Source organism: Flavobacterium cryoconiti (genome assembly GCF_048158645.1).
GTDB classification, from domain to species: domain Bacteria; phylum Bacteroidota; class Bacteroidia; order Flavobacteriales; family Flavobacteriaceae; genus Flavobacterium; species Flavobacterium cryoconiti.
Genome location: NZ_JBLNKW010000005.1, coordinates 240,514 through 261,427, shown reverse-complemented (window position 1 = coordinate 261,427; position 20,914 = coordinate 240,514). Strand labels below are relative to the sequence as shown.

Here is a 20,914-nt window from a genome sequence, read left to right as displayed (position 1 = left end):
TTTAAAATACTGCGATTCAAAAATTGATATATTTGTAACCAAGAAAAATCTAAAATTATGTTTGGAATAGGTGGAGGCGAATTAATTTTTATAATGTTTATAGTACTGATGCTTTTTGGTTCAGATAAAGTGCCTGAAATAGCGCGTACTATGGGAAAAGCGATGGCGCAGATAAAAAATGCAACAAACGATATAAAAAGCGAAATTCAAAAAGGAGCAGAGTCGAATGGTTTTGATACAAAGACATTAAGCGATTTAAGAGGAAGTATTTCATCAGAAATCAATAAAGCTAAGGATAATCTATTAGGGGATACAAGCTCATTGACTGATATGACCGGTAATATAACATCAGAAATCAATAAAGCCAAAGACAATCTCTTAGGAGAAACTACTGCTCACGTTGAAAAAGTAAAAGAAGGAATTGACGATATTACGGGCCCTATAAAACGCCAAATGTAATGTTGGAAAAAATCCTGTCTCTTGATACCGAGTTATTTATTTATTTGAACAGCTTAGGTTCTGAAACCTATGATGGATTATGGCTTTCTATAACCAAACAAATCAATTGGATTCCGTTATTTTTATTATTGGCTTACTTGATTTTTAAAAAATTAGGAACAAAACAAACCTTATATTTATTGCTGTTTGTAGCTATTCTAATAACAATTACGGATCAAACTACCAATTTGTTTAAAAATGGATTTCAAAGGTTACGACCTTGTAATAATCCGGATATCAACACTTTTATTCGAGTAGTAAAAAAGAGTAATTCTTTTAGTTTCTTTTCAGGACATGCGGCAAATTCTATGGCAGTAGCTACTTTTTTATTCTTCAATTTTAAACACAGAATCAAATATTTTGGTTTCTTGTTTTTATGGCCGTTAATATTTGCCTACAGCCGCATCTATCTAGGTTTGCATTATCCATTAGACATTTTAACTGGCTATTTGTTCGGATTTGTTTTTGGCTTCTTAATGTTTAAGATATATAAAGTAGCACAAAGAAAATATTTTCCACAATAAAATAGGCAGTAGTTTTTGGAGCTATTTCCTGCTTTTCACTTCAATCTTTTTATTTTTAAAGGAAAAATAAAAAGGATTTTCGCTTTAATCAGGGCTAGGGCATCGGTTTCCAAAAAGACTATTTTTTTAAATTGATACAATTTGAATGTAGAATTCTGCGACTGATATCTTAAATCTAAAGAACTCGACTCACAGTCAATCCATCGCGAATAGGCAATAAAACCGTTTCTACTCGGGGATCATTTGCTAGTAATTTATTGTATTCAAGTAATACTTTTGTACTCAAATCTTTTGGGTTCAAAGGTTCAAGGACTTTACCGCTCCACAATACATTATCAGATAAGATAATTCCGCCTTTATTCATTTTTGGAACAATCAATTCAAAATAGTTGAGGTAATTGTCTTTGTCAGCATCAATGAAAACCAAATCAAATTTTATATCGAGCGTTGGAATAATAGCAGTTGCTTCTCCCAAGTGTTGGAAAATTTGTGCTCCCCAAGGTGATTTATCAAAATGTTTTCGCTGAAAATCAACTAATTCTTCCTTGATGTCAATCGTATGAAGTATTCCGTTTTCCTGCATTCCTTCGCATAAACACAATGCCGAATAACCGGTGTAAGTTCCAATTTCAAGAATAGTCACAGGTCGAATCAGTTTAGATAACATACTCAAAACGCGGCCTTGGAAATGTCCGCTCAACATTCGCGGAAGCAGAATTTTTTGGTACGTTTCTTTGTTTAAAGCGGCCAGTAAAGCCGGTTCTTTTTCTGAATGTTGCTCGATGTAATCTTCTAATTCTTGGGAAATGAAATGCATTTTCGGGATTTTTTTCAATAGAAGGCAAAGTTATCAAATTATCAAATCAACAAATCAACAAATTGTCATTAAATTTGCACCATGGAAATCGAGAAAAAAGACATACGATGCTTATCAAAAGAACAGCTACGAGATTTTTTTGTCGCTAATGGCGATAAAGCCTTTCGTGGAAATCAAGTTTATGAATGGTTGTGGAGCAAAGGCGCACATAGTTTTGAGGATATGACCAATGTTTCTAAGGGAACACGAACTATGTTGGAAACTAACTTTGTTATCAATCATATCAAAGTGGATACGATGCAGCGCAGTGAAGACGGAACCGTCAAAAATGCAGTTCGTTTGCATGATGGTCTGGTCGTAGAATCTGTTTTGATTCCAACTAATACGAGAACAACAGCTTGTGTTTCCAGTCAAGTAGGTTGTAGTTTAGATTGCAACTTTTGCGCCACAGCGCGATTAAAAAGGATACGTAATCTGGAACCAGCCGAAATTTATGATCAGGTGATTGCTATCGATAAAGAAAGTCGTTTGTATTACAATCATCCGTTGTCCAATATTGTTTTCATGGGAATGGGAGAACCACTTATGAATTACAACAATGTGTTGAAAGCAATTGAAATGATTACTTCTCCGGAAGGTTTGGGAATGTCTCCTAAACGTATTATGGTTTCAACTTCGGGAGTTCCTAAAATGATTAAGAAATTGGCTGATGATGATGTGAAATTCAAACTGGCTGTTTCTTTACATTCTGCAATTGATGAAATTCGTTCTAGAATCATGCCTTTTAGTGAAAATTTCCCTTTGGCAGATTTACGGGAATCACTGGAATATTGGTACCGAAAAACCAAAAGTAAAATCTCTTACGAATATGTGGTTTGGAAAGATATCAATGATAACAAAGCTTCGATTGATGCATTAGTAAAATTCTGTAAATATGTTCCTTGTAAAGTCAATCTGATAGAGTACAATCCAATCGATGACGGAGAATTCCAGCAAGCCTCAGAAGAATCTATTAATGCCTATATAAAAGCACTAGAAGCTAGTGGTATAGTTGTGAAAGTACGCCGTAGCCGCGGAAAAGATATTGATGCTGCCTGTGGTCAACTGGCAAATAAAGAAGCATAAAAAAGGAGTTCAATGTTGAACTCCTTTTTTGTTTAATATCTATTAAGTCTTTTAATTACCTAAAGTAATTTGAGTTGCTGTACCACCATCAATGGATAGCATAGCTAAATTATCACAATCACCTGTTCCATAATCAATTGTTGCGTAATGCGAGTTTTTTGAAAGTTTTACTATTCCAGAAACAGGAAATGGCATAGGAACGGGTATTAAACTACAAGCAGTTTTATGAACTAATGGAGTCGTTGATTCTATTAAAGAGGTAAAGATAGCTCCATTTGGATGTGTTGTTGTAAATGTTCCAAAAGTTGAATATACATCATCCGTTGGGCTTAAACGGGTTGAAAATCCAGCAGTCATTTCTCTTATGCGATCTCCATTACGCGTGTAAATTCCAGTTGATGTGGTTAATTTCATACCGGTCATAGTAAATGTGGTTTTTGGATGCAAGGTAGTCCCACTGCCCAGCATTTCTCTTTTCCAAGTTGAGACTCCTTCCAGTTTATTATCATTGATGTAAAAATTATTATAGGTAACAGTCATGATTTTAGGAAAAGTGGTTCCAATAGTTCGGGTTAAAATAATTTGCCCTTTTAGAGAATGCCCTCTGAAGATACAGGCAGAAGTTTCAGTTCCAAAAGTAATAGTTAAGACTCTGACAGAAATGGTTGATCCTAAATCACTAACTATTGCACAGCTAGGTAATAATGAATGATAATTCTCAGTAATTTTGCCAGTTGTAGAACCTTCACTTACTTCATATTGATTATCTGCAATAAGTGATATGTCATCTATGGCATTATCCATCTTCTGGGTTGAAGCGACATCATTGCTGGTAACGGTTGCTTCGGCAGTTGTCGAATTAGAGTCTTGCGAACAGCTTGTGACTGCAAGAATGCTCAAAATTATTCCAAATAATAAAATTTTCTTTTTCATAACAAATAGGTTTTAGGTTAAAGCTTTGATTTGTAAAAGGATAAAAGGTTTAATTGGGGCTTAATTAGACTATAAAAATACAAAAGTTTACTTAGAAAAATTATCGTTTCATAAATTTAGTTCTGTTAGAGAGCTATTTATAAAGACAGAGAACAGAGAGTCAAATGGGTTTTAAAATGGAAAGTGATTAAAAAAACATATAACTACAGGAAATAGATAAAGGTTTTTATTTAAAATAGTATATTTGAAATCTAAATGAATGTCACCTCTAAAATAAAACAGCCCATTTTCAATGAAATGGAACTTTTTGAAAAAAAGTTCTACGAATCGATGACTTCAAAAGTGGCTTTGTTAAATAGAATCACCTATTATATTGTAAACAGAAAGGGAAAGCAAATGCGTCCCATGTTTGTTTTTCTTACTGCCAAAATGGTTTCGGAAGGAATTGTAAACGAAAGAACCTATCGGGGAGCTTGTGTTATAGAATTAATTCATACCGCAACATTAGTTCATGATGATGTCGTGGATGACAGCAATCGAAGAAGAGGTTTTTTCTCTATCAATGCACTTTGGAAAAACAAAATTGCAGTTCTCGTTGGTGATTATTTATTGTCAAAAGGATTGTTGCTCTCAATTGATAATGGTGATTTTGATTTACTTCGAATTATTTCTGTCGCTGTTCGCGAAATGAGTGAAGGCGAGTTGCTCCAAATAGAAAAAGCCCGAAGACTTGACATCACGGAAGATGTTTATTATGAAATCATTCGAAAAAAGACAGCGACACTTATTGCTGCCTGTTGTGCTCTTGGCGCAAAATCAGTTATTGAGGATGAAGTTCAGGTGGAAAACATGCGAAAATTTGGTGAACTCATCGGAATGGCTTTTCAAATAAAAGATGATTTGTTCGATTATACGGATGAAGCCATTGGGAAACCAACAGGAATTGACATTAAAGAACAAAAAATGACTTTGCCTCTTATTCATGTTTTGAATACCTGCACTTCCAAAGAAAAAAGCTGGTTGATTAACTCTATTAAAAACCATAATAAAGATAAAAAACGCGTCAAAGAAGTTATTGCTTTTGTAAAAAACAATAATGGATTGTTTTATGCGGAACAAAAAATGGTAGAATTCCAGCAAGAAGCTCTTTTACTTTTAGATAATTATCCGGATTCGGAGTTTAAAGATGCGCTGATTTTGATGGTAAACTATGTTATTGAAAGAAAAAAATAATTTTTTTCAAAATAATTTCCCTTCGTAAACTATTGATTTTGTTGACCTTTTTTATTTTTGAACAATAAATCAAAAAAATATAAATTAACATGCAACCTTTTTGCATTGTTAATCGTCTATGCTAATAGAAACACTTTATAAAGATTTTGAAAGTAATCAACTTACATCAGGAGGAAAATGAATTGATCCAGTTAGCTGTCGAAAGTAATCGGCAGGCGCAACAGAAGATTTATACCCAGTTTTCTCCAAAAATGTTAAGTGTTTGCCGTCAATACATAAAAGACATTCATCAGGCCGAAGATATCATGATTACTGCTTTTATGAAGGTTTTTACCAATATGAAAAATTTTCAGTATAAAGGAAGTTTCGAAGGTTGGATTAGAAGAATTATGGTGAACGAGTGCATTTCTTTCATTAGAGTCCAAAAAAAGGTGAAATATATTGAGGATGAAGACTATTTTGAAGAAAGTTTCAATAACATCGAAAGCCAATTTTCAATTGATGCTATCCAGTTTTTGATAGACAGTTTGCCGGATGGTTATAAAATGGTTTTCAATTTGTATGCTATTGAAGGGTACAAACATCAAGAGATTGCCAGTATGTTAGGGATTAATGAAGGAACATCTAAATCGCAATTGTCACATGCCAGAAAAATGTTGCAAGGGCAGATTAACAAGTTAAAAAGTTACGATAATGGAACGGAATAAATTAGAAGCAAACTTCAAAGAGCAGTTGAATTCTCGGGAGATTAAACCATCAGAAATGGCTTGGAACAAACTGGATGCAATGCTTACGGTTGCTGAAAAACCAAAAGCTAAGTTTCCGTGGATGTATATTGCGGCAAGTATTCTGGGGTTTCTATTAATAGGAACAGTTTACTTTAATCAAAATGAAGATGCAATTAAAAATCAGAAAAATGAAGTTGTGATTCAGGATACGGTTAATCCTAAAACGAATGTAACTCCTGCTATTGTTGTCAATCCGAAAATAGAAGAAGAAAAAAGTGTAGTTATTAATGTTGTCCAAAAAACAACTTCAAAAATCAATAAAACTACTAAGTTAAAAGGCGAATCAATAATCATTAATAATAATCAAAATCAAGTAGCAGAAGTTTCAATCAGTAATCAAAAAACAGAACAAAAATCAATCAAATCTCAAGCCAACAATGTTTCAGTTGACGAACTGTTAGCAGCTGTTGAAAATCCTTCGAAAAAAGAAAAACAATTGAATCAAAAACCGGCTGTACATATAAATGCAAGTAATTTACTTTCGCAAGTGGATGGGGAATTAGAGCTTTCTTTTCGAGAAAAAGTAATTAATAAGGTAAGTAAGAATTACCAAACAATAAAAGTTGCTTTGTCCAATCGCAACTTAGAATAAAAATCATCAATCATCATTAAATCAAATCATCATGAGAAATTTTACCATTTACTTAGCACTACTTTTATGTCTTTACGCCAGCAAAATGCTTGGACAGGAAACATTTGAAAAACGAGCAAAAAACATCGCTTCAAAAATCGAAACGATTACAAAAGAAGAAAAATCCGCTTTGAAAATAGAAGTTGAAGCAGTTAACAATCAATTAATAAACGGCACGATTTCTCGAGAAGAAGCTGAGAATAAAAAGAAAGCTTTGGCAGAAGCCAGAGCCATAAATATTGAATCGAAAGTAGCTCAGGAGCAAGAAAACTTGAAAAATTTAGTTCAGGAAAAAGTAGACGGAAAAATCAAGGAGCAAGATACTTTGAAAAAACGCAAATTTGAATTGAATTGGGATTGGGAAAAAGATTCAAAAAGGAATGATTCTATTCGTTCAACAAAAGGAGAGCAAAGAACAACCTCGCAATTTGTTTTTGCCGCAGGTTTAAATAATTTGGTTACGGATGAAAAAGTTGAAGATTCTGATTACCGATTTTTAGGTTCTCATTTCTATGAATTGGGAGTTACTTATAATACCAGAATCGCTAAAAATAACAATTTATTACATGCTAAATACGGTTTGTCAGTAATGTACAATAATCTTCGGCCAACGGATAATCGCAGTTTTGTAGTCAATGGTGATCAGACTAATCTTGTAGTTAATCCTGTTGATTTAAAAGATTCTCGTTTTAGAAATGTGTATTTAGTGGCGCCAGTTCATTTAGAGTTTGATTTTTCAGGTAAAAAAATGAAAGAGGATAAACCATTCTTCAAAACACATCAAAGTTTCCGTCTTGGAGTAGGTGGATATGCAGGAATCAACTTAAAGTCAAAACAAATTATCAAATACGACGATAATGATTTAAAAGCTACAGAAAAAACTAGAGGAGATTTTAATACCAGTAATTTTATTTATGGTTTGAGTACTTATATTGGATATAAAGAAACAAGTTTATACTTGAAATATGATTTGAATCCTTTGTTTAAAGACAATACAGTGAAGCAAAATAATGTTTCTTTGGGATTGCGTTTCGATTTAAATTAAAATTTGTTTGAGTTAGTTTTGTACTTTGAGAAAGCACTTTGTAAGAAGTGCTTTTTTTGTTTTAGATAGAATTATCAAATTTGATTTGTGTATTTTTACACACTTTTCAATTATTAAATATTACGTAAAATTTGATTTCAAAAGCCACTATAGATACTGTTTTCGAAACTGCTCGAGTAGAGGAGGTTATTGGTGATTTTGTGCTATTAAAGCGCGCAGGAAGTAACTTCAAGGGACTAAGTCCGTTTTCTGAGGAGCGTTCTCCATCGTTCATGGTTTCTCCTGCTAAAGGAATTTGGAAAGATTTTAGCTCTGGAAAAGGTGGCAACTCTGTAGCGTTCTTGATGGAACATGAAAAGTTTACGTATCCGGAAGCTATTCGTTATTTAGCTAAAAAATACAATATTGAAATTGAAGAAACAGAGCAAACGGATGAAGAGAAAGCCAATACTGATGTTCGAGAAAGTATGTATTTGGTTTCGGAATTTGCAAAAACCTATTTTCATAATACACTTTTAAACTCTGAAGAAGGTAAAGCTATTGGGTATTCTTATTTCAAAGAACGAGGTTTTACAAATGAAACTATAAAGAAATTTGGATTAGGTTATTCACCTGAAGCTTGGGATGCTTTCACTAAAGAAGCTTTAGGAAAAGGGTACAAATTAGAATTTCTGGAAAGTACAGGTTTGACAATTGCTAGGGAAGACAGACCATTTGACCGTTTCAAAAGTCGTGTGATGTTTCCAATCCAAAGTATGTCAGGAAGGGTTTTGGGTTTTGGAGGAAGAATTTTAACCAATGATAAAAAAGCGGCAAAATACCTGAATTCTCCAGAAAGTGACATTTACCATAAAAGTAAAGTCCTTTATGGAATTTTTCAAGCAAAGCAGTCCATCGCCAAACTGAATAATTGTTATTTGGTTGAGGGATATACGGATGTAATTCAGTTCAATCAATCCGGAATTGAGAACGTAGTTGCTTCTTCAGGAACTGCATTGACGCCAGACCAAATTCGTTTAGTCAATAGATTGACCAAGAATATTACCGTTCTTTTTGATGGTGATGCTGCGGGACTTCGTGCTTCTATTCGAGGAATTGATTTGATTCTTGAGGAAGGGATGAATGTGAAAGTGTGTACTTTTCCTGATGGTGAAGATCCCGACAGTTTTGCGAAAAAAACATCTTATGACGATTTAGTTTTATATCTCGAAAATAATGCTAAAGATTTCATTCAGTTTAAAGCCTCGCTTTTGATGAATGAAGCGAAAAATGATCCTATAAAAAAAGCCGATTTAATTCGGGATATGGTATTGAGTATTTCTAAAATTCCAGATAGAATTCAGAGAGAAATTTACATTCAGGAATGTTCCAGAATTATGGATATTTCAGAGCAAGTGCTCGTTAGTACTTTAGCACAATTAGTTCAAAAAGATGTTTCTGAAGTTGGAAAAAAACAAAAACAAGAGCAAATAGCTTTTGAAGTTGTGAAAAATGAAAATCCGGTTGAAGCTGAAAAAGTTGATATTCTCTATCGTTTGGAAAGAAAAATTATCGAGATTCTTTTGTTATATGGGAATAAAACTGAAGAGTTTGAAGATACTTTTTTGAAAACAAATGAGGATGGTGAAATTGAAAATGTTTTAGAAAAAAAGGAATATAAAGTATACCAGAGAATTTATTTGAGTTTGCAGGAGGATGAGGTTGAATTAGCCAATCCATTGTTTCGCGATATATTCAATAATTTGATAAACTTCTATCATCAGAATGAAAACTTTAGTTTAGAGCATTATTTGATGCATTTACAAGTAGATTTAGCACAAGAAGTAACTGATATTTTGATGGAAGATGAAAGAGTTATTTTGCACAATTGGGAAGGACAAAATATTTTTCCAAAATCTAAAAATGATACAATAGTTCAGAATGTTTCCGAGACCATTTTAACGTTGCGATGGTATTTAGTGGGTAGAATCATCGAAGAATTAAAAAGCTCTGTATTATCGGAAGTAAATTCAGATAATACAGAGCCTATGTCAATGATTATGGATTATAATATGCTAATCCATTCGTTTTCAAAAAAATTAGGAAGAGTAATGTCTAGGTATTACTAAACAATTTCTAATGTTTTTGCTTTGTTTACTAAATCTACTAAATTAGTAACATTCAGTTTTGTTAGTAATCTTAATTTGTAAGTACTAATTGTTTTTTCGTTGAGTTTTAGAATTTCGGCTATTTCATGATTCTTTTTTCCATCACTTAAATAGCGTAATACTTCTACCTCACGGTTAGAAAGCTTTCGATACAATCGTTCGCTCTTACTTTGTTTTGCAATTAATGCTAGGTTTTTCTTAACGGTTTCGTTAATAATTATCTTTCCTTGATGTACTTTGATAATTGAAATTCCTAAAGTTTCAAGTTTTTCTTTTTTGTGAATAAACCCTGAAACCCCAGCTTTTATAGCATTTGGTGCATAAATTTGTTCAGAAAGACCACTGAATATAATAATTTTTGTTTTTGGGAAGTTTTTCAAAACTGATTTTACTTCAAAAATGCTTGAAAGCCCCTCTAATTCCAAATCCAATATTAATACATCAATCTCTTTGGTAAGCAGTATATCTCGTACCATCAAAAAATTACCAACATTGGCAACTATTGATATTTCGGCATGGTCTTTAAAGTAAGATTTTACTCCAAAATGCACTACGGGATAATTGTCGGCTAAACATACTTTAATCATGGTATTTAATTTTATTTAAGTGTTGTTTATCTTTTGGACAGTAAATTTAATAAAAAAATTCTGTAATTAATTGGAAATCAATATAAAATATGATTTTTTTTATAAATTTGATATTAAACAAACTGGTATTGCATTCATTTTGTGTTTGTTGGTATTATTTAGTCGTTTATAAATTTCAAAAACTACCTTTTCTCTGCCAGTAAAATCATTTGCTGATTTTCCAGTTTCATCCTCATTCATTGCCCATTCTAACTCATCATAACTGGCGCCCAATTGATCTTCATCAGTTCTTTCGTCGCCAAATAGTCCGTCAGATGGAGATGCTTTTAAAATTGAATCTGGAACTTCTAAATAAGCACCTAAGCTATAAACTTCAGATTTCAATAAATCAGCAATAGGACTCAAATCTACTCCGCCATCGCCATATTTTGTATAGAAACCTACTCCAAAATCTTCTACTTTATTTCCTGTACCGGCAACTAATAATCCATAAATACCAGCAAAATAATACAAGGTTGTCATTCGTAGACGTGCCCTAGTATTGGCTTGAGATAAGTGAAGCTTATGGGTGTCAACATTATCTGGAACTATGTTTTTGAAACTTTCAAAAACATAAGTTAAATCAGCTTCAACACTTGTTACATTTGGGAATCTATTTTTTAATTGTTCGATGTGTTCGCGTCCACGAGTTACATGACTGTGTGGTTGGTGGATTGGCATTTCAACACATAAAACTTGTAATCCGGTTTGTGCGCATAATGTTGAGGTGACTGCTGAATCTACTCCTCCTGAAATTCCTATTACAAATCCGTTAACTTTAGCATTTTCGGCATAAGTTTTTAACCAATTTACTATATGAGTATTCACTTTTTCAACTTGGATTGTACTTTTTTTAGTCATAATAGTTTACGTTTTAAAAAGCAGGAATGTATATTTGCAAAATCAATTAGTTGCGCATTGGTTTCCTTTGTTCTTAGGACACAAATTTAATTAATAAATATGAAAAAAAATCTATTTTTTGTAGTCTTTTGTCTCTTTTTTTTATCCTGTGAGAAAAAAAATAAGATAGAAAATGCTGTAGAAAAAATTCCGTTAAAAATAAAAGTAGAGCGCTTTGACAAAATATTTTTTGAAACTTCCCCAAAAGATTTAGATAAAGTAAAGTTAGCCTTTCCTTTCTTTTTTCCTGCAGGGAGCGATAATAGTATTTGGTTGAATAAAATGCAGGATCCAATATGGAGAGAATTATATACTGAAGTTCAAAAAAAGTATGCTAATTTTGAACCAGAAAGAGTAGAGTTGGAGTCTCTTTTTAAGCATATTAAGTATTATTTTCCTCAAACCAAAACACCCAAAGTTATTACTGTAATCTCTGAAATGGATTATAATAATAAGGCTATTTATGCGGATAGTTTGGTGATTATTTCGCTTGAATTGTATTTGGGGAAAAATCATAAGTTTTATCAGTTTCCAAATTATATAAAACAAAATTTTGAGCAAAGACAGATCTTACCTGATGTAGTTTCAAGTTTTTCATCTCGAAAAATTGCTTCTGTGACTGATAAAAAAATGTTAAGCCAAATGATTTATTTTGGAAAACAATTGTACTTAAAAGACTTACTTTTGCCAAATTATACGGATGCAGAAAAAATGGGATACACTCCTGAGCAAATAAAATGGTGTGAAGAAAATGAAAGTTACATGTGGCGTTATTTTATCGAAAAAGAAATGCTTTACAGTGATGATCAAAAGTTAATACCTCGATTTATAAATCCAGCGCCATTTTCTAAGTTTTATCTGGAAATTGATAATGAATCGCCAGGACAAGTTGGTGCCTGGATAGGATGGCAAATTGTTCGATCCTATATGAAAAATAACGAAGTCCCTATTGCAGATTTATTAAAAACAGATGCAAAAGAAATATTTATGAAATCAAAATACAAACCTAAAAAGTAATGTTAGATAAAAACACCTCAGAAATTAAGTTTCTAATAGAATTAGACGATAACCGTGTTCCGGAAAAATTAATGTGGTCCGCAAAAGACGGCGGAGTAGAACAAGAAGAAGCGAAAGCTATTATGTTGTCCATTTGGGACAGTAAAGTAAAAGAAACAATGCGTATCGATTTATGGACAAAAGATATGCCTGTTGATGAAATGAAAATTTTCTTTCATCAAACTTTGGTTGCTATGTCTGAAACTTTCAAACGTGCCACTGATGATGAAAAAATGGCGGACACTATGAAAGATTTCTGTGATTATTTTGCAGAAAAATTGGAACTAACGAAATAAATAAGGTTTTGTGCCAAAAAGAAATCCCAAAACTATTTTTTTGAAGTTTTGGGATTTTTTGTTTTTAAAAAGTGACGAAGAGTATTTTTTAAAACTGACTGTTGTTTTTGAATACTTCTTGATTCACTTCGTCAATATAAGAAAGTAACTCTTCTTTTCCTGTAGATTCAGTTGCTGATGTGACAAAATAATGGGGCATTTCGGCCCAGTTATTAGCGAACATTTTCTTTTTATACGCTGCAACATGAGAATCGATTTTTACTTTGCTTATCTTATCTGCTTTGGTGAAAACGATACAAAAAGGAATTTCACTTTCGCCCATATAAGACATAAATTCGATATCTATGGTTTGTGCTTCATGACGAATATCAATCAAAACAAAAGCGCAAACTAATTGTTCCCTAGTTTCAAAATAATCAGTGATGAACTCTTGAAAAATAGATTTTGTCTTTTTAGAAACTTTAGCATAACCATAACCTGGTAAATCAACTAAGAACCAGTTGCTGTTGATTAAAAAATGATTAATTAACTGTGTTTTTCCGGGTCTTCCAGATGTTTTAGCTAACTTTTTTTGGTTTGTCAGCATGTTTATCAAGGAGGATTTACCAACATTTGATCGGCCTATAAAAGCATATTCCGGCAAAAAGTCTTTGGGACATTTGGCTACATCGGAGTTACTAATAATAAATTCGGCGGTATTAATTTTCATTTCTTTTGGGTGTAAAATTCTTCTTAAAGATTAGTGTATTGCTAAATGGGTATGGGTTAGCCAATCCTCTAACAAACGATTAAACTCATCTGGATGTTCCATCATAGCAGCATGTCCACATTTGTCTATCCAATATAAAGTGGAATTAGGCAATAATTTATGAAACTCCTCTGCAACATCTGGAGGGGTAACTTTATCATTTTTTCCCCAAATAATACAAGTTTGAACATGCATTTTTGGTAAATCTTTTGCCATATTATGACGAATGGCACTTTTTGCGATTGTCAATGTTTTGATTAATTTTATTCTGTCATTTACGGATGCGTAAACTTCATCAATAAGTTCTTTAGTGGCTACTTTTGGATCATAAAATACATCTTCGGCTTTTTTCTTGATGTATTCATAGTCGCCTCTTTTGGGGTAACTATCACCCATCGCGCTTTCGTAAAGTCCTGAACTACCTGTTATTACGAGTCCGGATACTTTTTCAGGATACATTTTAGTGTGATACAAAGCAATGTGCCCGCCTAATGAATTTCCTAAAAGGATTACTCTTTCTAATCCTTTGAATGTGATAAAATCTTTAACGTATTTTGCAAAACTTTTTACGTTTGTTTTTAAAATATTCTGTGTGTATATAGGTAAATCTGGAATGATTATTTTATATCCTTTATTAGAAAAGTAGCTTGCAACAGCGTCAAAGTTGCTAAGTCCTCCCATAAGACCATGTAAGATGACAATTGGTGTTCCTTCGCCTGCTTCATAATAGCTGTATCTACCTTCTTTTTTATAGTATTTTTCCATGTTTTTGAATCTGGATTTTCAATTTTGACAAATATAGGATTTAATAAATAAAAATGAATTTTTACAACAATTTTTAATTATTAAATTCTATCGGCAAATATGGAAATAGGGCACTATTTTTTGTGTATTTACCTGCGATTTTATGATTATACTCTTATTATTCCTATTGATTTTAAAGGATGTTTCATACTCTTTTAATCTAGTCTTTTTTTATAACATTACCTTTCTTACAAATAAAATAAAAATAACCTAACGCTCTGATTGTCCAAAAATTAAGGGTTTTTATTCAAAAGTGGTTAAACTTATTAACAAAGTGGTATATAGTGGTAAAATGTGGTAATATTTTTTATATTTTTGCTCAACATCATTTAAACTTTTTACTTGGATACAATTATTGGAACATATGAATGTAAAGTTGATGCTAAAGGAAGGTTGCTGTTGCCGGCGCCTTTAAAAAAGCAATTGGCTTCTTCTCTTCAAGACGGTTTTGTTTTGAAGCGTTCCGTATTTCAGCCTTGTCTAGAGTTGTATCCTATGAAAGAGTGGGATTTGATGATGCAAAAAATTAATAAACTGAATCGATTTGTAAAGAAAAATAATGATTTTATCCGCAGGTTTACCGCTGGAGTAAAAGTGGTTGAAATCGATGCTTTAGGTAGATTATTGGTGCCAAAAGATTTGGTGATTTTTGCAAGTATTGCTAAAGAAGTTGTGTTTTCATCGGCAGTGAATATTGTTGAGATTTGGGATAAAGATTTATACGAAAAATCAATAAATGGTGAAGATGTTGATTTTGCAGATTTGGCAGAAGAAGTAATGGGAAATATAAATGACGACGACAATGGAATATCATAATCCGGTTTTGCTTCAGGCATCAGTAGATGGTTTAAATATTAAGCCAGACGGCATTTATGTAGATGTGACTTTTGGTGGTGGTGGTCATTCAAAAGAAATTTTGAAAAGACTGGGGCCAAACGGAAAATTATTTGCTTTTGACCAAGATGAAGACGCTTTGGCAAATGCATTACCAGATGAAAGATTTACGCTTATCAATGAAAATTTCCGTTTTATAAAACGGTTTTTACGTTTTTATGGTGTGAAAAGTGTTGATGGAATTTTAGCAGATTTAGGGGTTTCCTCACATCAATTTGATGTTCCGGAAAGAGGTTTTTCTACTCGATTTGATGCAGAATTAGATATGAGAATGAGTCAGAAAAATGATTTGAATGCCTATCGAGTTGTCAATGAATACGATGAAGCTAATTTAAGAAGAGTGTTCTTGGATTATGGAGAATTGAAAAATGCACCGGTTTTGGCAAGAACAATTATTGAAGCCAGAGAGGAGCGACCAATCAAAACAACAGATGAATTAAAAGAGGTGTTGGCAAGATATTTACCTGAAAGGGTTAGAAATAAAATATTGGCTCAAATCTATCAGGCCATCCGAATTGAAGTAAATCAGGAAATGGATGTTTTGAAAGAATTCTTAGAGCAATCCTTAGAAATATTAAATCCAGGCGGCAGATTAAGCGTGATTTCGTACCATTCTTTAGAAGATAGATTAGTGAAAAGATTTGTGAAAAATGGAATGTTTGAAGGAGAACCAGAACGTGACTTTTTTGGTAATTTTTCAGTTCCATTTAAAACTATTGGAAAATTAATTGTTCCGGATAACGCTGAAATAAAAGAAAATAATAGAGCAAGAAGTGCCAAATTAAGAATAGCTGAAAAGAGATAATTAGTTATGAAAAACGGAGTTTACAGCCTATTAAAAGCTAGATTTCTTATAGATGATGATGCCGTTAAAAATTGGCGATTCATTGTTTTTGTAATTATTTTGGCGATTGTTATGATTGCTAATACACAACGATTTGAGCAAAAAGTATTTAAGATTGCCGATTTGACAAATCAGGTTAAAGAATTGCGTTCAGAATTTGTGGACAGACGTTCAGAATTAATGAAATTGAAAATGGAATCGACTGTTTCTGAAAAAATGGTCGAAAAACAAATTTTTCCGTCAACAGTTCCTCCAGTTAAAATCAAAGTTAAAAAAGAAGAAGAAAAAAGCTTTTTCAAAAAAATATGGCAGTAGAAGATAAATACATATCGTACAGAATTTATCTGGTTGCATTCGCTATCTTTTTGATGGCCATTGCGATTGCTGTAAAATTGACAAATATTCAATGGGTCGAGGGTGATTATTACAGAAAATTAGCCAAAGAAAGAACTGTTAGAAATTTTGTTATTCCTGCTAATAAAGGTAATATTTATTCTGCTGATGGGAGTCTTTTAGCGACTTCTATTCCTAATTATGAAATACGTTTTGATGCCGTGGCTCCAAAACCAGAAGCATTCGAGAAAAACGTGAAGTCATTGTCAGATTCACTGGCTTTAGTTTTAGGAAAGCCATCAAATTTTTTCCAAAACGAATTAAGAAAAGCCAGAGCAAACAAAAACAGATATTATTTAGTTGCACGTAATTTAAGCTATACTCAGTATTTTAAAATAAAAGGTTTTCCATTGTTTAATTTAGGTGCTTATAAAGGTGGAATTATAATTGAACAGGAAACCGTAAGAGAACATCCAATAGGGAGAATTGCTGAACGAACTGTTGGTTATGAGAGAACTTCTCATGGTGCATCACTCGATGGAAAAGGAATTGAATGGGCTTTTAGAAAATATCTGAACGGTAAAGACGGGAAAATTTTAAAGCAAAAAATCGCAAAAGGGCAATGGAAACCGATACGCGATATTAATGAAGTTGATCCGCAGGATGGTTACGATGTTATTTCAACAATTGATGTTTATATTCAGGATATTGCGCATCATGCTTTACTAAAACAGTTGGAATTATATCAGGCAGATCACGGTTGTGTCGTAGTTATGGAAACAAGTACAGGTCATGTGAAAGCAATTTCAAATTTGGGAAGAGCAACCGACGGGACGTATTTTGAAACAACTAATTATGCAGTAGCCGAATCTCATGAGCCAGGTTCTACTTATAAACTAGCGGATTTAATGGCGCTTCTTGAAGACAAAAAAGTAGATACTAGTGCAGTTTATGACAGCAATGGTGGAGTCGTTGTTTACTCAGGAAGAAAAGTGCGCGATTCACACGAAGGCGGTTATGGAAAAATTTCTTTAGCAAGAGGTTTTGAACTTTCGTCGAATACTGTAATGGTTCAAGCCGTTTATAATAGTTATAAAAATGAGCCTTCTAAATTTGTAAATCACCTTAATAATTTTGGTTTAAACAGACCTCTAGGACTTTCGATTAAAGGAGAAGGTCGTCCTTATGTTCCGCAGCCAAGTGATAAACACTGGTCAAATATTTCGCTTCCTTGGATGGCTTTTGGATATGGAGTTTCTATTACGCCAATGCAAACATTAGCCTTTTATAATGCTGTTGCTAATAATGGAGAAATGGTTAAACCGCAGTTTGTTTCTGAAATTAAAGAATGGAACAAAACAATTAAAAAATACGATAAAGAAGTTTTGAATCCTAAAATATGTTCGCAAGAAACTATTTTGAAATTGAAAGCAATCTTACTGAATGTGGTTAAAAAAGGTACCGGTTCTAAGCTTTATTCTAAAGATTTTTCTATGGCAGGAAAAACAGGGACAGCTCAAGTAAATTATGCAAAAGATGGCGGTTCCGGTAAATATTATGCTTCTTCATTTGTTGGTTATTTTCCAGCGGATCATCCTAAATATTCTTGTATAGTTGTGGTGCATAAACCAAGTACAGCGCTAAATAATTATTATGGTGCTGATGTGGCAGGTCCAGTTTTCAAACGTATTGCGCAAAAGATTTTTACTGATGCGCCTTCAACAAATGAGATTAAAAACTTAGATAGAAAAATACAAAAGCAAGACAGTAATTACGATTCTTATTTTGTTAAGTCACAAAAGAAAGAGCATTTAATTCCTAATGTAAAAGGAATGTCAGGGATGGATGCTGTAGCCTTATTAGAAAATTTAGGTATAAAAGTAAAAGCGATTGGAGTTGGAAAAGTGAAAAAACAATCACTTCAGGCTGGACAAAACATAGTTAGAAACACAACAATTTTATTAGAATTATCGTGAAAATCTTAAAAGACATATTGTATAAAGTAGCTATCGAAGCCGTAAAAGGTTCGACGGATATTGCTATAAATAAAATGGATTTCGATTCTAGAAAAATCGAGCCTAATGATGTGTTTATTGCTATTCGCGGTTCCATTTCTGATGGTCATAATTTTATAGAAAAAGCAATTCAGCAAGGAGCTGTAGCGGTTATATGTTATACATTTCCGGAAAATATTGCAAAAGGAATTACCTATGTTCAGGTAAAAGACACGAATTCAGCGGTAGCATTTATGGCTGCAAATTATTTTGGAGATCCTTCTCAAAACTTGAAATTAGTTGGAATTACGGGAACAAACGGTAAAACGACCATTGCTTCTTTATTGTATCAATTATTTAAAAAAGCAGGTTTTAAAGTTGGGTTACTTTCTACAGTAAAAATTTTAGTTGACGATATTGAATATAAAGCGACTCATACCACTCCAGATTCAATTACAATAAACCACTATCTAAAAGAAATGGTGGAGAACGGTGTTGAATATTGTTTTATGGAAGTGAGTTCTCATGGAATTCATCAAAAAAGAACAGAAGCATTGCATTTTGTTGGCGGTATTTTTACCAATTTGTCTCACGATCATTTGGATTACCATCCAACATTTGCAGAATATAGAGATGTGAAAAAATCGTTTTTCGATAATTTACCGAAAACGGCATTTGCATTGTCGAATATTGATGATAAAAATGGGCAAGTCATGTTGCAGAATACTGCGGCTAAAAAACTGACTTATGCTTTAAAAACTTATGCCGATTATAAAGCGCAAATTCTTGAAAATCAATTATCAGGTTTGTTGTTGAAAATAAATGGAGATGAAGTTTGGGTAAAACTAATAGGAACATTTAATGCTTATAATTTATTGGCTATTTATGGAACTGCGGTTGAATTAGGAATGGAAAGCCTGGAAGTACTTCGATTATTATCTGATTTAGAAAGTGTTTCGGGGCGTTTTCAATTTATTGTTTCGGCTTCAAATATTACAGCGATTGTGGATTATGCGCATACGCCAGATGCATTAGAAAATGTGTTAAAAACAATCAATGACATTCGCACTAAAAACGAACAATTGATAACAGTTGTAGGTTGTGGTGGCAATAGAGATAAAACCAAACGCCCAATTATGGCAGGGATTGCGTCTGATTTGAGCGACAAAGCAATTTTCACTTCGGATAATCCAAGAAATGAAGACCCGGAAGTCATTATTACTGAAATGGAGCAAGGAGTTGCACCTCAAAATTATAAAAAAACATTGACTATAACAGATAGAAAGCAGGCTATAAAAACTGCTTGCCAATTGGCTCAGCCAAATGATATTATTTTAATTGCCGGAAAAGGGCATGAGACGTATCAGGAAATAAATGGCGTTCGTCATGATTTTGACGACATGAAAATAGTTAAAGAAATATTAGATCAACTTCATAAATAGAAAAATATGCTGTATTACTTATTTGAATATTTAGATAAAACATTAGACGTTCCTGGGACAGGCGTTTTTCAGTACATTACTTTTAGATCTGCCTTAGCATTGATGCTTTCTTTATTGTTATCTACAATTTATGGAAAAAGAATAATCCGTTTTTTGCAAAGACAACAAGTAGGAGAAACGGTTCGTGAGCTCGGTTTGGCGGGTCAAAATGAAAAAGCAGGGACGCCAACAATGGGAGGTTTAATCATCATATTTGCCACTTTGGTTCCTGTTATTCTTTTTGCAAAACTGCATAATATTTACATCGTTTTATTGATTGTGACCACACTTTGGATGGGAACGATTGGTTTTATAGATGATTATATTAAAATTTTCAAAAAAGATAAAGAAGGACTAAAAGGGATTTTTAAAGTCGTAGGACAAGTAGGTTTGGGTTTAATAGTTGGGACTGTTCTTTATTTTAGTCCTGCAGTTACCGTTCGTACAGATACATCCACATCGGATATTTTTAAAGTGTCAACAGAAACGGTTATTACGCCTGCTCCAGTTGAAGAAAAATCTACGGCAACTACGATTCCTTTCTTTAAAAATAACGAATTTGATTATGCTGAATTATTAGCTTGGACAGGTGAGGGATATGAAAAATGGGCTTGGTTGATTTTTATTCCAGTTGTTATTTTTATTATTACTGCGGTTTCTAACGGGGCTAATTTAACGGATGGTATTGATGGATTGGCTGCGGGAACTTCCGCTATTTCAGTCCTCGCATTGGGAATATTTACGTTCGTTTCGGGGAATATTATTTTCTCTAATTACTTAAATATAATGTACATCCCTAATTCGGGGGAAATGACTGTTTTTATAGCTGCTTTTGTGGGATCATTGATTGGATTTCTTTGGTACAATTCCTATCCGGCATCTGTTTTTATGGGAGATACAGGAAGTTTGACTATCGGAGGAATTATTGCAGTTCTGGCAATTGCTGTTCGAAAAGAAATGTTGATTCCATTATTATGCGGAATTTTTCTTGTCGAAAATCTATCCGTTGTTTTACAGGTAAGTTATTTCAAATATACCAAGAAACGCTTTGGCGAAGGCCGAAGAATATTCCTGATGTCGCCTTTGCATCATCATTATCAGAAGAAAGGCTATCATGAAAGTAAGATTGTAACCCGTTTTTGGATTGTTGCTATAATGCTGGCCATATTGTCAATTGTCACTTTAAAATTAAGATAA

22 protein-coding genes are annotated in these 20,914 nt (G+C 33.0%); 16 read left to right on the top strand and 6 right to left on the bottom strand.

Going from position 1 to position 20,914, the window contains the following annotated elements; translation table 11 throughout:
* The first annotated feature begins 57 nt into the window (after positions 1-57).
* Together ACM55H_RS09475 and ACM55H_RS09470 are read left to right on the top strand one after the other, a co-directional pair.
* Complete coding sequence (locus ACM55H_RS09475; RefSeq protein ID WP_416836266.1) at positions 58-459, top strand: Sec-independent protein translocase subunit TatA/TatB; 402 nt, start codon at positions 58-60, stop codon at positions 457-459.
* The gene (locus tag ACM55H_RS09470) at positions 459-1,022 is read left to right on the top strand and encodes a phosphatase PAP2 family protein (protein ID WP_416836265.1); all 564 of its coding nucleotides are present in this window, start codon (positions 459-461) and stop codon (positions 1,020-1,022) included. Before ACM55H_RS09475 ends, ACM55H_RS09470 begins: the two co-directional genes overlap by 1 nt.
* 175 nt (positions 1,023-1,197) lie before the next feature.
* Here ACM55H_RS09470 and ACM55H_RS09465 read toward each other — a convergent pair whose 3' ends face one another.
* Positions 1,198-1,839, bottom strand: coding sequence for an O-methyltransferase (locus ACM55H_RS09465; protein WP_416836264.1), 642 nt, complete (start codon positions 1,837-1,839; stop codon positions 1,198-1,200).
* An 81-nt stretch (positions 1,840-1,920) separates the two neighbouring features.
* On the opposite strand from ACM55H_RS09465, the gene rlmN reads away from it, so the two are divergent.
* Positions 1,921-2,964, top strand: a complete 1,044-nt coding sequence (gene rlmN / locus ACM55H_RS09460; RefSeq protein WP_416836263.1) for a dual-specificity RNA methyltransferase RlmN — start codon at positions 1,921-1,923, stop codon at positions 2,962-2,964.
* Positions 2,965-3,015: 51 nt separating this feature from the next.
* Here rlmN and ACM55H_RS09455 read toward each other — a convergent pair whose 3' ends face one another.
* Positions 3,016-3,897, bottom strand: a complete 882-nt coding sequence (locus tag ACM55H_RS09455; RefSeq protein WP_416836262.1) for a hypothetical protein — start codon at positions 3,895-3,897, stop codon at positions 3,016-3,018.
* Between the two features lie 255 nt (positions 3,898-4,152).
* On the opposite strand from ACM55H_RS09455, the gene ACM55H_RS09450 reads away from it, so the two are divergent.
* From ACM55H_RS09450 to dnaG, 5 genes are all read left to right on the top strand, one after another.
* Positions 4,153-5,130, top strand: a complete 978-nt coding sequence (locus ACM55H_RS09450; protein ID WP_416836261.1) for a polyprenyl synthetase family protein — start codon at positions 4,153-4,155, stop codon at positions 5,128-5,130.
* A gap of 146 nt (positions 5,131-5,276) precedes the next feature.
* Positions 5,277-5,837: an RNA polymerase sigma factor gene (locus ACM55H_RS09445; protein WP_416836260.1), complete on the top strand. Its 561-nt coding sequence runs from the start codon at positions 5,277-5,279 to the stop codon at positions 5,835-5,837.
* On the top strand, positions 5,824-6,510 hold the full coding sequence (locus ACM55H_RS09440) for a hypothetical protein (protein ID WP_416836259.1): 687 nt from the start codon (positions 5,824-5,826) through the stop codon (positions 6,508-6,510). The genes ACM55H_RS09445 and ACM55H_RS09440 overlap by 14 nt, the downstream gene beginning before the upstream one ends.
* A 31-nt stretch (positions 6,511-6,541) precedes the next feature.
* The gene (locus ACM55H_RS09435) at positions 6,542-7,594 is read left to right on the top strand and encodes a hypothetical protein (RefSeq protein ID WP_416836258.1); all 1,053 of its coding nucleotides are present in this window, start codon (positions 6,542-6,544) and stop codon (positions 7,592-7,594) included.
* Positions 7,595-7,725: 131 nt separating this feature from the next.
* A complete protein-coding gene (gene dnaG, locus ACM55H_RS09430; protein WP_416836257.1) occupies positions 7,726-9,702 on the top strand; it encodes a DNA primase in 1,977 nt (658 codons plus the stop codon).
* On the opposite strand, the gene ACM55H_RS09425 is transcribed toward dnaG, so the two are convergent.
* Positions 9,699-10,328: a response regulator transcription factor gene (locus tag ACM55H_RS09425; protein ID WP_039108911.1), complete on the bottom strand. Its 630-nt coding sequence runs from the start codon at positions 10,326-10,328 to the stop codon at positions 9,699-9,701. The genes dnaG and ACM55H_RS09425 overlap by 4 nt on opposite strands.
* A 99-nt stretch (positions 10,329-10,427) precedes the next feature.
* Entirely contained in the window at positions 10,428-11,228 is an 801-nt protein-coding gene (nadE, locus tag ACM55H_RS09420) for an NAD(+) synthase (protein WP_416836256.1), read from the bottom strand.
* Between the two features lie 99 nt (positions 11,229-11,327).
* Between nadE and gldB the strand changes: the two genes are divergently transcribed.
* Together gldB and gldC are read left to right on the top strand one after the other, a co-directional pair.
* Positions 11,328-12,284, top strand: coding sequence for a gliding motility lipoprotein GldB (gene gldB / locus ACM55H_RS09415; RefSeq protein ID WP_416836255.1), 957 nt, complete (start codon positions 11,328-11,330; stop codon positions 12,282-12,284).
* Entirely contained in the window at positions 12,284-12,619 is a 336-nt protein-coding gene (gene gldC, locus ACM55H_RS09410; protein WP_416836254.1) for a gliding motility protein GldC, read from the top strand. Before gldB ends, gldC begins: the two co-directional genes overlap by 1 nt.
* 88 nt (positions 12,620-12,707) lie before the next feature.
* On the opposite strand, the gene yihA is transcribed toward gldC, so the two are convergent.
* Positions 12,708-13,328 (bottom strand): ribosome biogenesis GTP-binding protein YihA/YsxC, encoded by a 621-nt coding sequence (yihA, locus tag ACM55H_RS09405; protein WP_416836253.1) that lies wholly within the window; start codon positions 13,326-13,328, stop codon positions 12,708-12,710.
* A gap of 30 nt (positions 13,329-13,358) precedes the next feature.
* Positions 13,359-14,132 carry an alpha/beta fold hydrolase gene (locus tag ACM55H_RS09400; protein WP_039108917.1) on the bottom strand — a complete coding sequence of 258 codons (774 nt, stop codon included), beginning with the start codon at positions 14,130-14,132 and terminating at the stop codon, positions 13,359-13,361.
* A gap of 381 nt (positions 14,133-14,513) precedes the next feature.
* Between ACM55H_RS09400 and mraZ the strand changes: the two genes are divergently transcribed.
* The 6 genes from mraZ to mraY are packed head-to-tail and all read left to right on the top strand — an operon-like array spanning position 14,514 to position 20,914.
* Entirely contained in the window at positions 14,514-14,987 is a 474-nt protein-coding gene (gene mraZ, locus ACM55H_RS09395) for a division/cell wall cluster transcriptional repressor MraZ (protein ID WP_416836252.1), read from the top strand.
* Positions 14,962-15,870, top strand: a complete 909-nt coding sequence (rsmH, locus tag ACM55H_RS09390; protein ID WP_416836251.1) for a 16S rRNA (cytosine(1402)-N(4))-methyltransferase RsmH — start codon at positions 14,962-14,964, stop codon at positions 15,868-15,870. Before mraZ ends, rsmH begins: the two co-directional genes overlap by 26 nt.
* 6 nt (positions 15,871-15,876) lie before the next feature.
* On the top strand, positions 15,877-16,224 hold the full coding sequence (locus ACM55H_RS09385; protein ID WP_035670148.1) for an FtsL-like putative cell division protein: 348 nt from the start codon (positions 15,877-15,879) through the stop codon (positions 16,222-16,224).
* Positions 16,215-18,218: a penicillin-binding protein gene (locus tag ACM55H_RS09380; RefSeq protein ID WP_416836250.1), complete on the top strand. Its 2,004-nt coding sequence runs from the start codon at positions 16,215-16,217 to the stop codon at positions 18,216-18,218. Before ACM55H_RS09385 ends, ACM55H_RS09380 begins: the two co-directional genes overlap by 10 nt.
* Positions 18,215-19,678, top strand: a complete 1,464-nt coding sequence (locus ACM55H_RS09375; RefSeq protein ID WP_416836249.1) for a UDP-N-acetylmuramoyl-L-alanyl-D-glutamate--2,6-diaminopimelate ligase — start codon at positions 18,215-18,217, stop codon at positions 19,676-19,678. Before ACM55H_RS09380 ends, ACM55H_RS09375 begins: the two co-directional genes overlap by 4 nt.
* A 6-nt stretch (positions 19,679-19,684) precedes the next feature.
* Positions 19,685-20,914 carry a phospho-N-acetylmuramoyl-pentapeptide-transferase gene (mraY, locus tag ACM55H_RS09370; RefSeq protein ID WP_416836248.1) on the top strand — a complete coding sequence of 410 codons (1,230 nt, stop codon included), beginning with the start codon at positions 19,685-19,687 and terminating at the stop codon, positions 20,912-20,914.

Excerpts from the sequence above, each read along its gene's own strand:
- mraY (WP_416836248.1), top strand. The coding sequence starts at position 19,685 with ATGCTGTATTACTTATTTGAATATTTAGATAAAACATTAGACGTTCCT.
- ACM55H_RS09455 (WP_416836262.1), bottom strand. The coding sequence starts at position 3,897 with ATGAAAAAGAAAATTTTATTATTTGGAATAATTTTGAGCATTCTTGCA.
- rlmN (WP_416836263.1), top strand. The coding sequence starts at position 1,921 with ATGGAAATCGAGAAAAAAGACATACGATGCTTATCAAAAGAACAGCTA.
- ACM55H_RS09385 (WP_035670148.1), top strand. The coding sequence starts at position 15,877 with ATGAAAAACGGAGTTTACAGCCTATTAAAAGCTAGATTTCTTATAGAT.
- ACM55H_RS09475 (WP_416836266.1), top strand. The coding sequence starts at position 58 with ATGTTTGGAATAGGTGGAGGCGAATTAATTTTTATAATGTTTATAGTA.
- ACM55H_RS09400 (WP_039108917.1), bottom strand. The coding sequence starts at position 14,132 with ATGGAAAAATACTATAAAAAAGAAGGTAGATACAGCTATTATGAAGCA.
- ACM55H_RS09425 (WP_039108911.1), bottom strand. The coding sequence starts at position 10,328 with ATGATTAAAGTATGTTTAGCCGACAATTATCCCGTAGTGCATTTTGGA.
- nadE (WP_416836256.1), bottom strand. The coding sequence starts at position 11,228 with ATGACTAAAAAAAGTACAATCCAAGTTGAAAAAGTGAATACTCATATA.
- gldB (WP_416836255.1), top strand. The coding sequence starts at position 11,328 with ATGAAAAAAAATCTATTTTTTGTAGTCTTTTGTCTCTTTTTTTTATCC.
- ACM55H_RS09465 (WP_416836264.1), bottom strand. The coding sequence starts at position 1,839 with ATGCATTTCATTTCCCAAGAATTAGAAGATTACATCGAGCAACATTCA.
- ACM55H_RS09440 (WP_416836259.1), top strand. The coding sequence starts at position 5,824 with ATGGAACGGAATAAATTAGAAGCAAACTTCAAAGAGCAGTTGAATTCT.
- gldC (WP_416836254.1), top strand. The coding sequence starts at position 12,284 with ATGTTAGATAAAAACACCTCAGAAATTAAGTTTCTAATAGAATTAGAC.
- ACM55H_RS09435 (WP_416836258.1), top strand. The coding sequence starts at position 6,542 with ATGAGAAATTTTACCATTTACTTAGCACTACTTTTATGTCTTTACGCC.
- ACM55H_RS09470 (WP_416836265.1), top strand. The coding sequence starts at position 459 with ATGTTGGAAAAAATCCTGTCTCTTGATACCGAGTTATTTATTTATTTG.
- yihA (WP_416836253.1), bottom strand. The coding sequence starts at position 13,328 with ATGAAAATTAATACCGCCGAATTTATTATTAGTAACTCCGATGTAGCC.
- ACM55H_RS09450 (WP_416836261.1), top strand. The coding sequence starts at position 4,153 with ATGAATGTCACCTCTAAAATAAAACAGCCCATTTTCAATGAAATGGAA.
- ACM55H_RS09380 (WP_416836250.1), top strand. The coding sequence starts at position 16,215 with ATGGCAGTAGAAGATAAATACATATCGTACAGAATTTATCTGGTTGCA.
- rsmH (WP_416836251.1), top strand. The coding sequence starts at position 14,962 with ATGACGACGACAATGGAATATCATAATCCGGTTTTGCTTCAGGCATCA.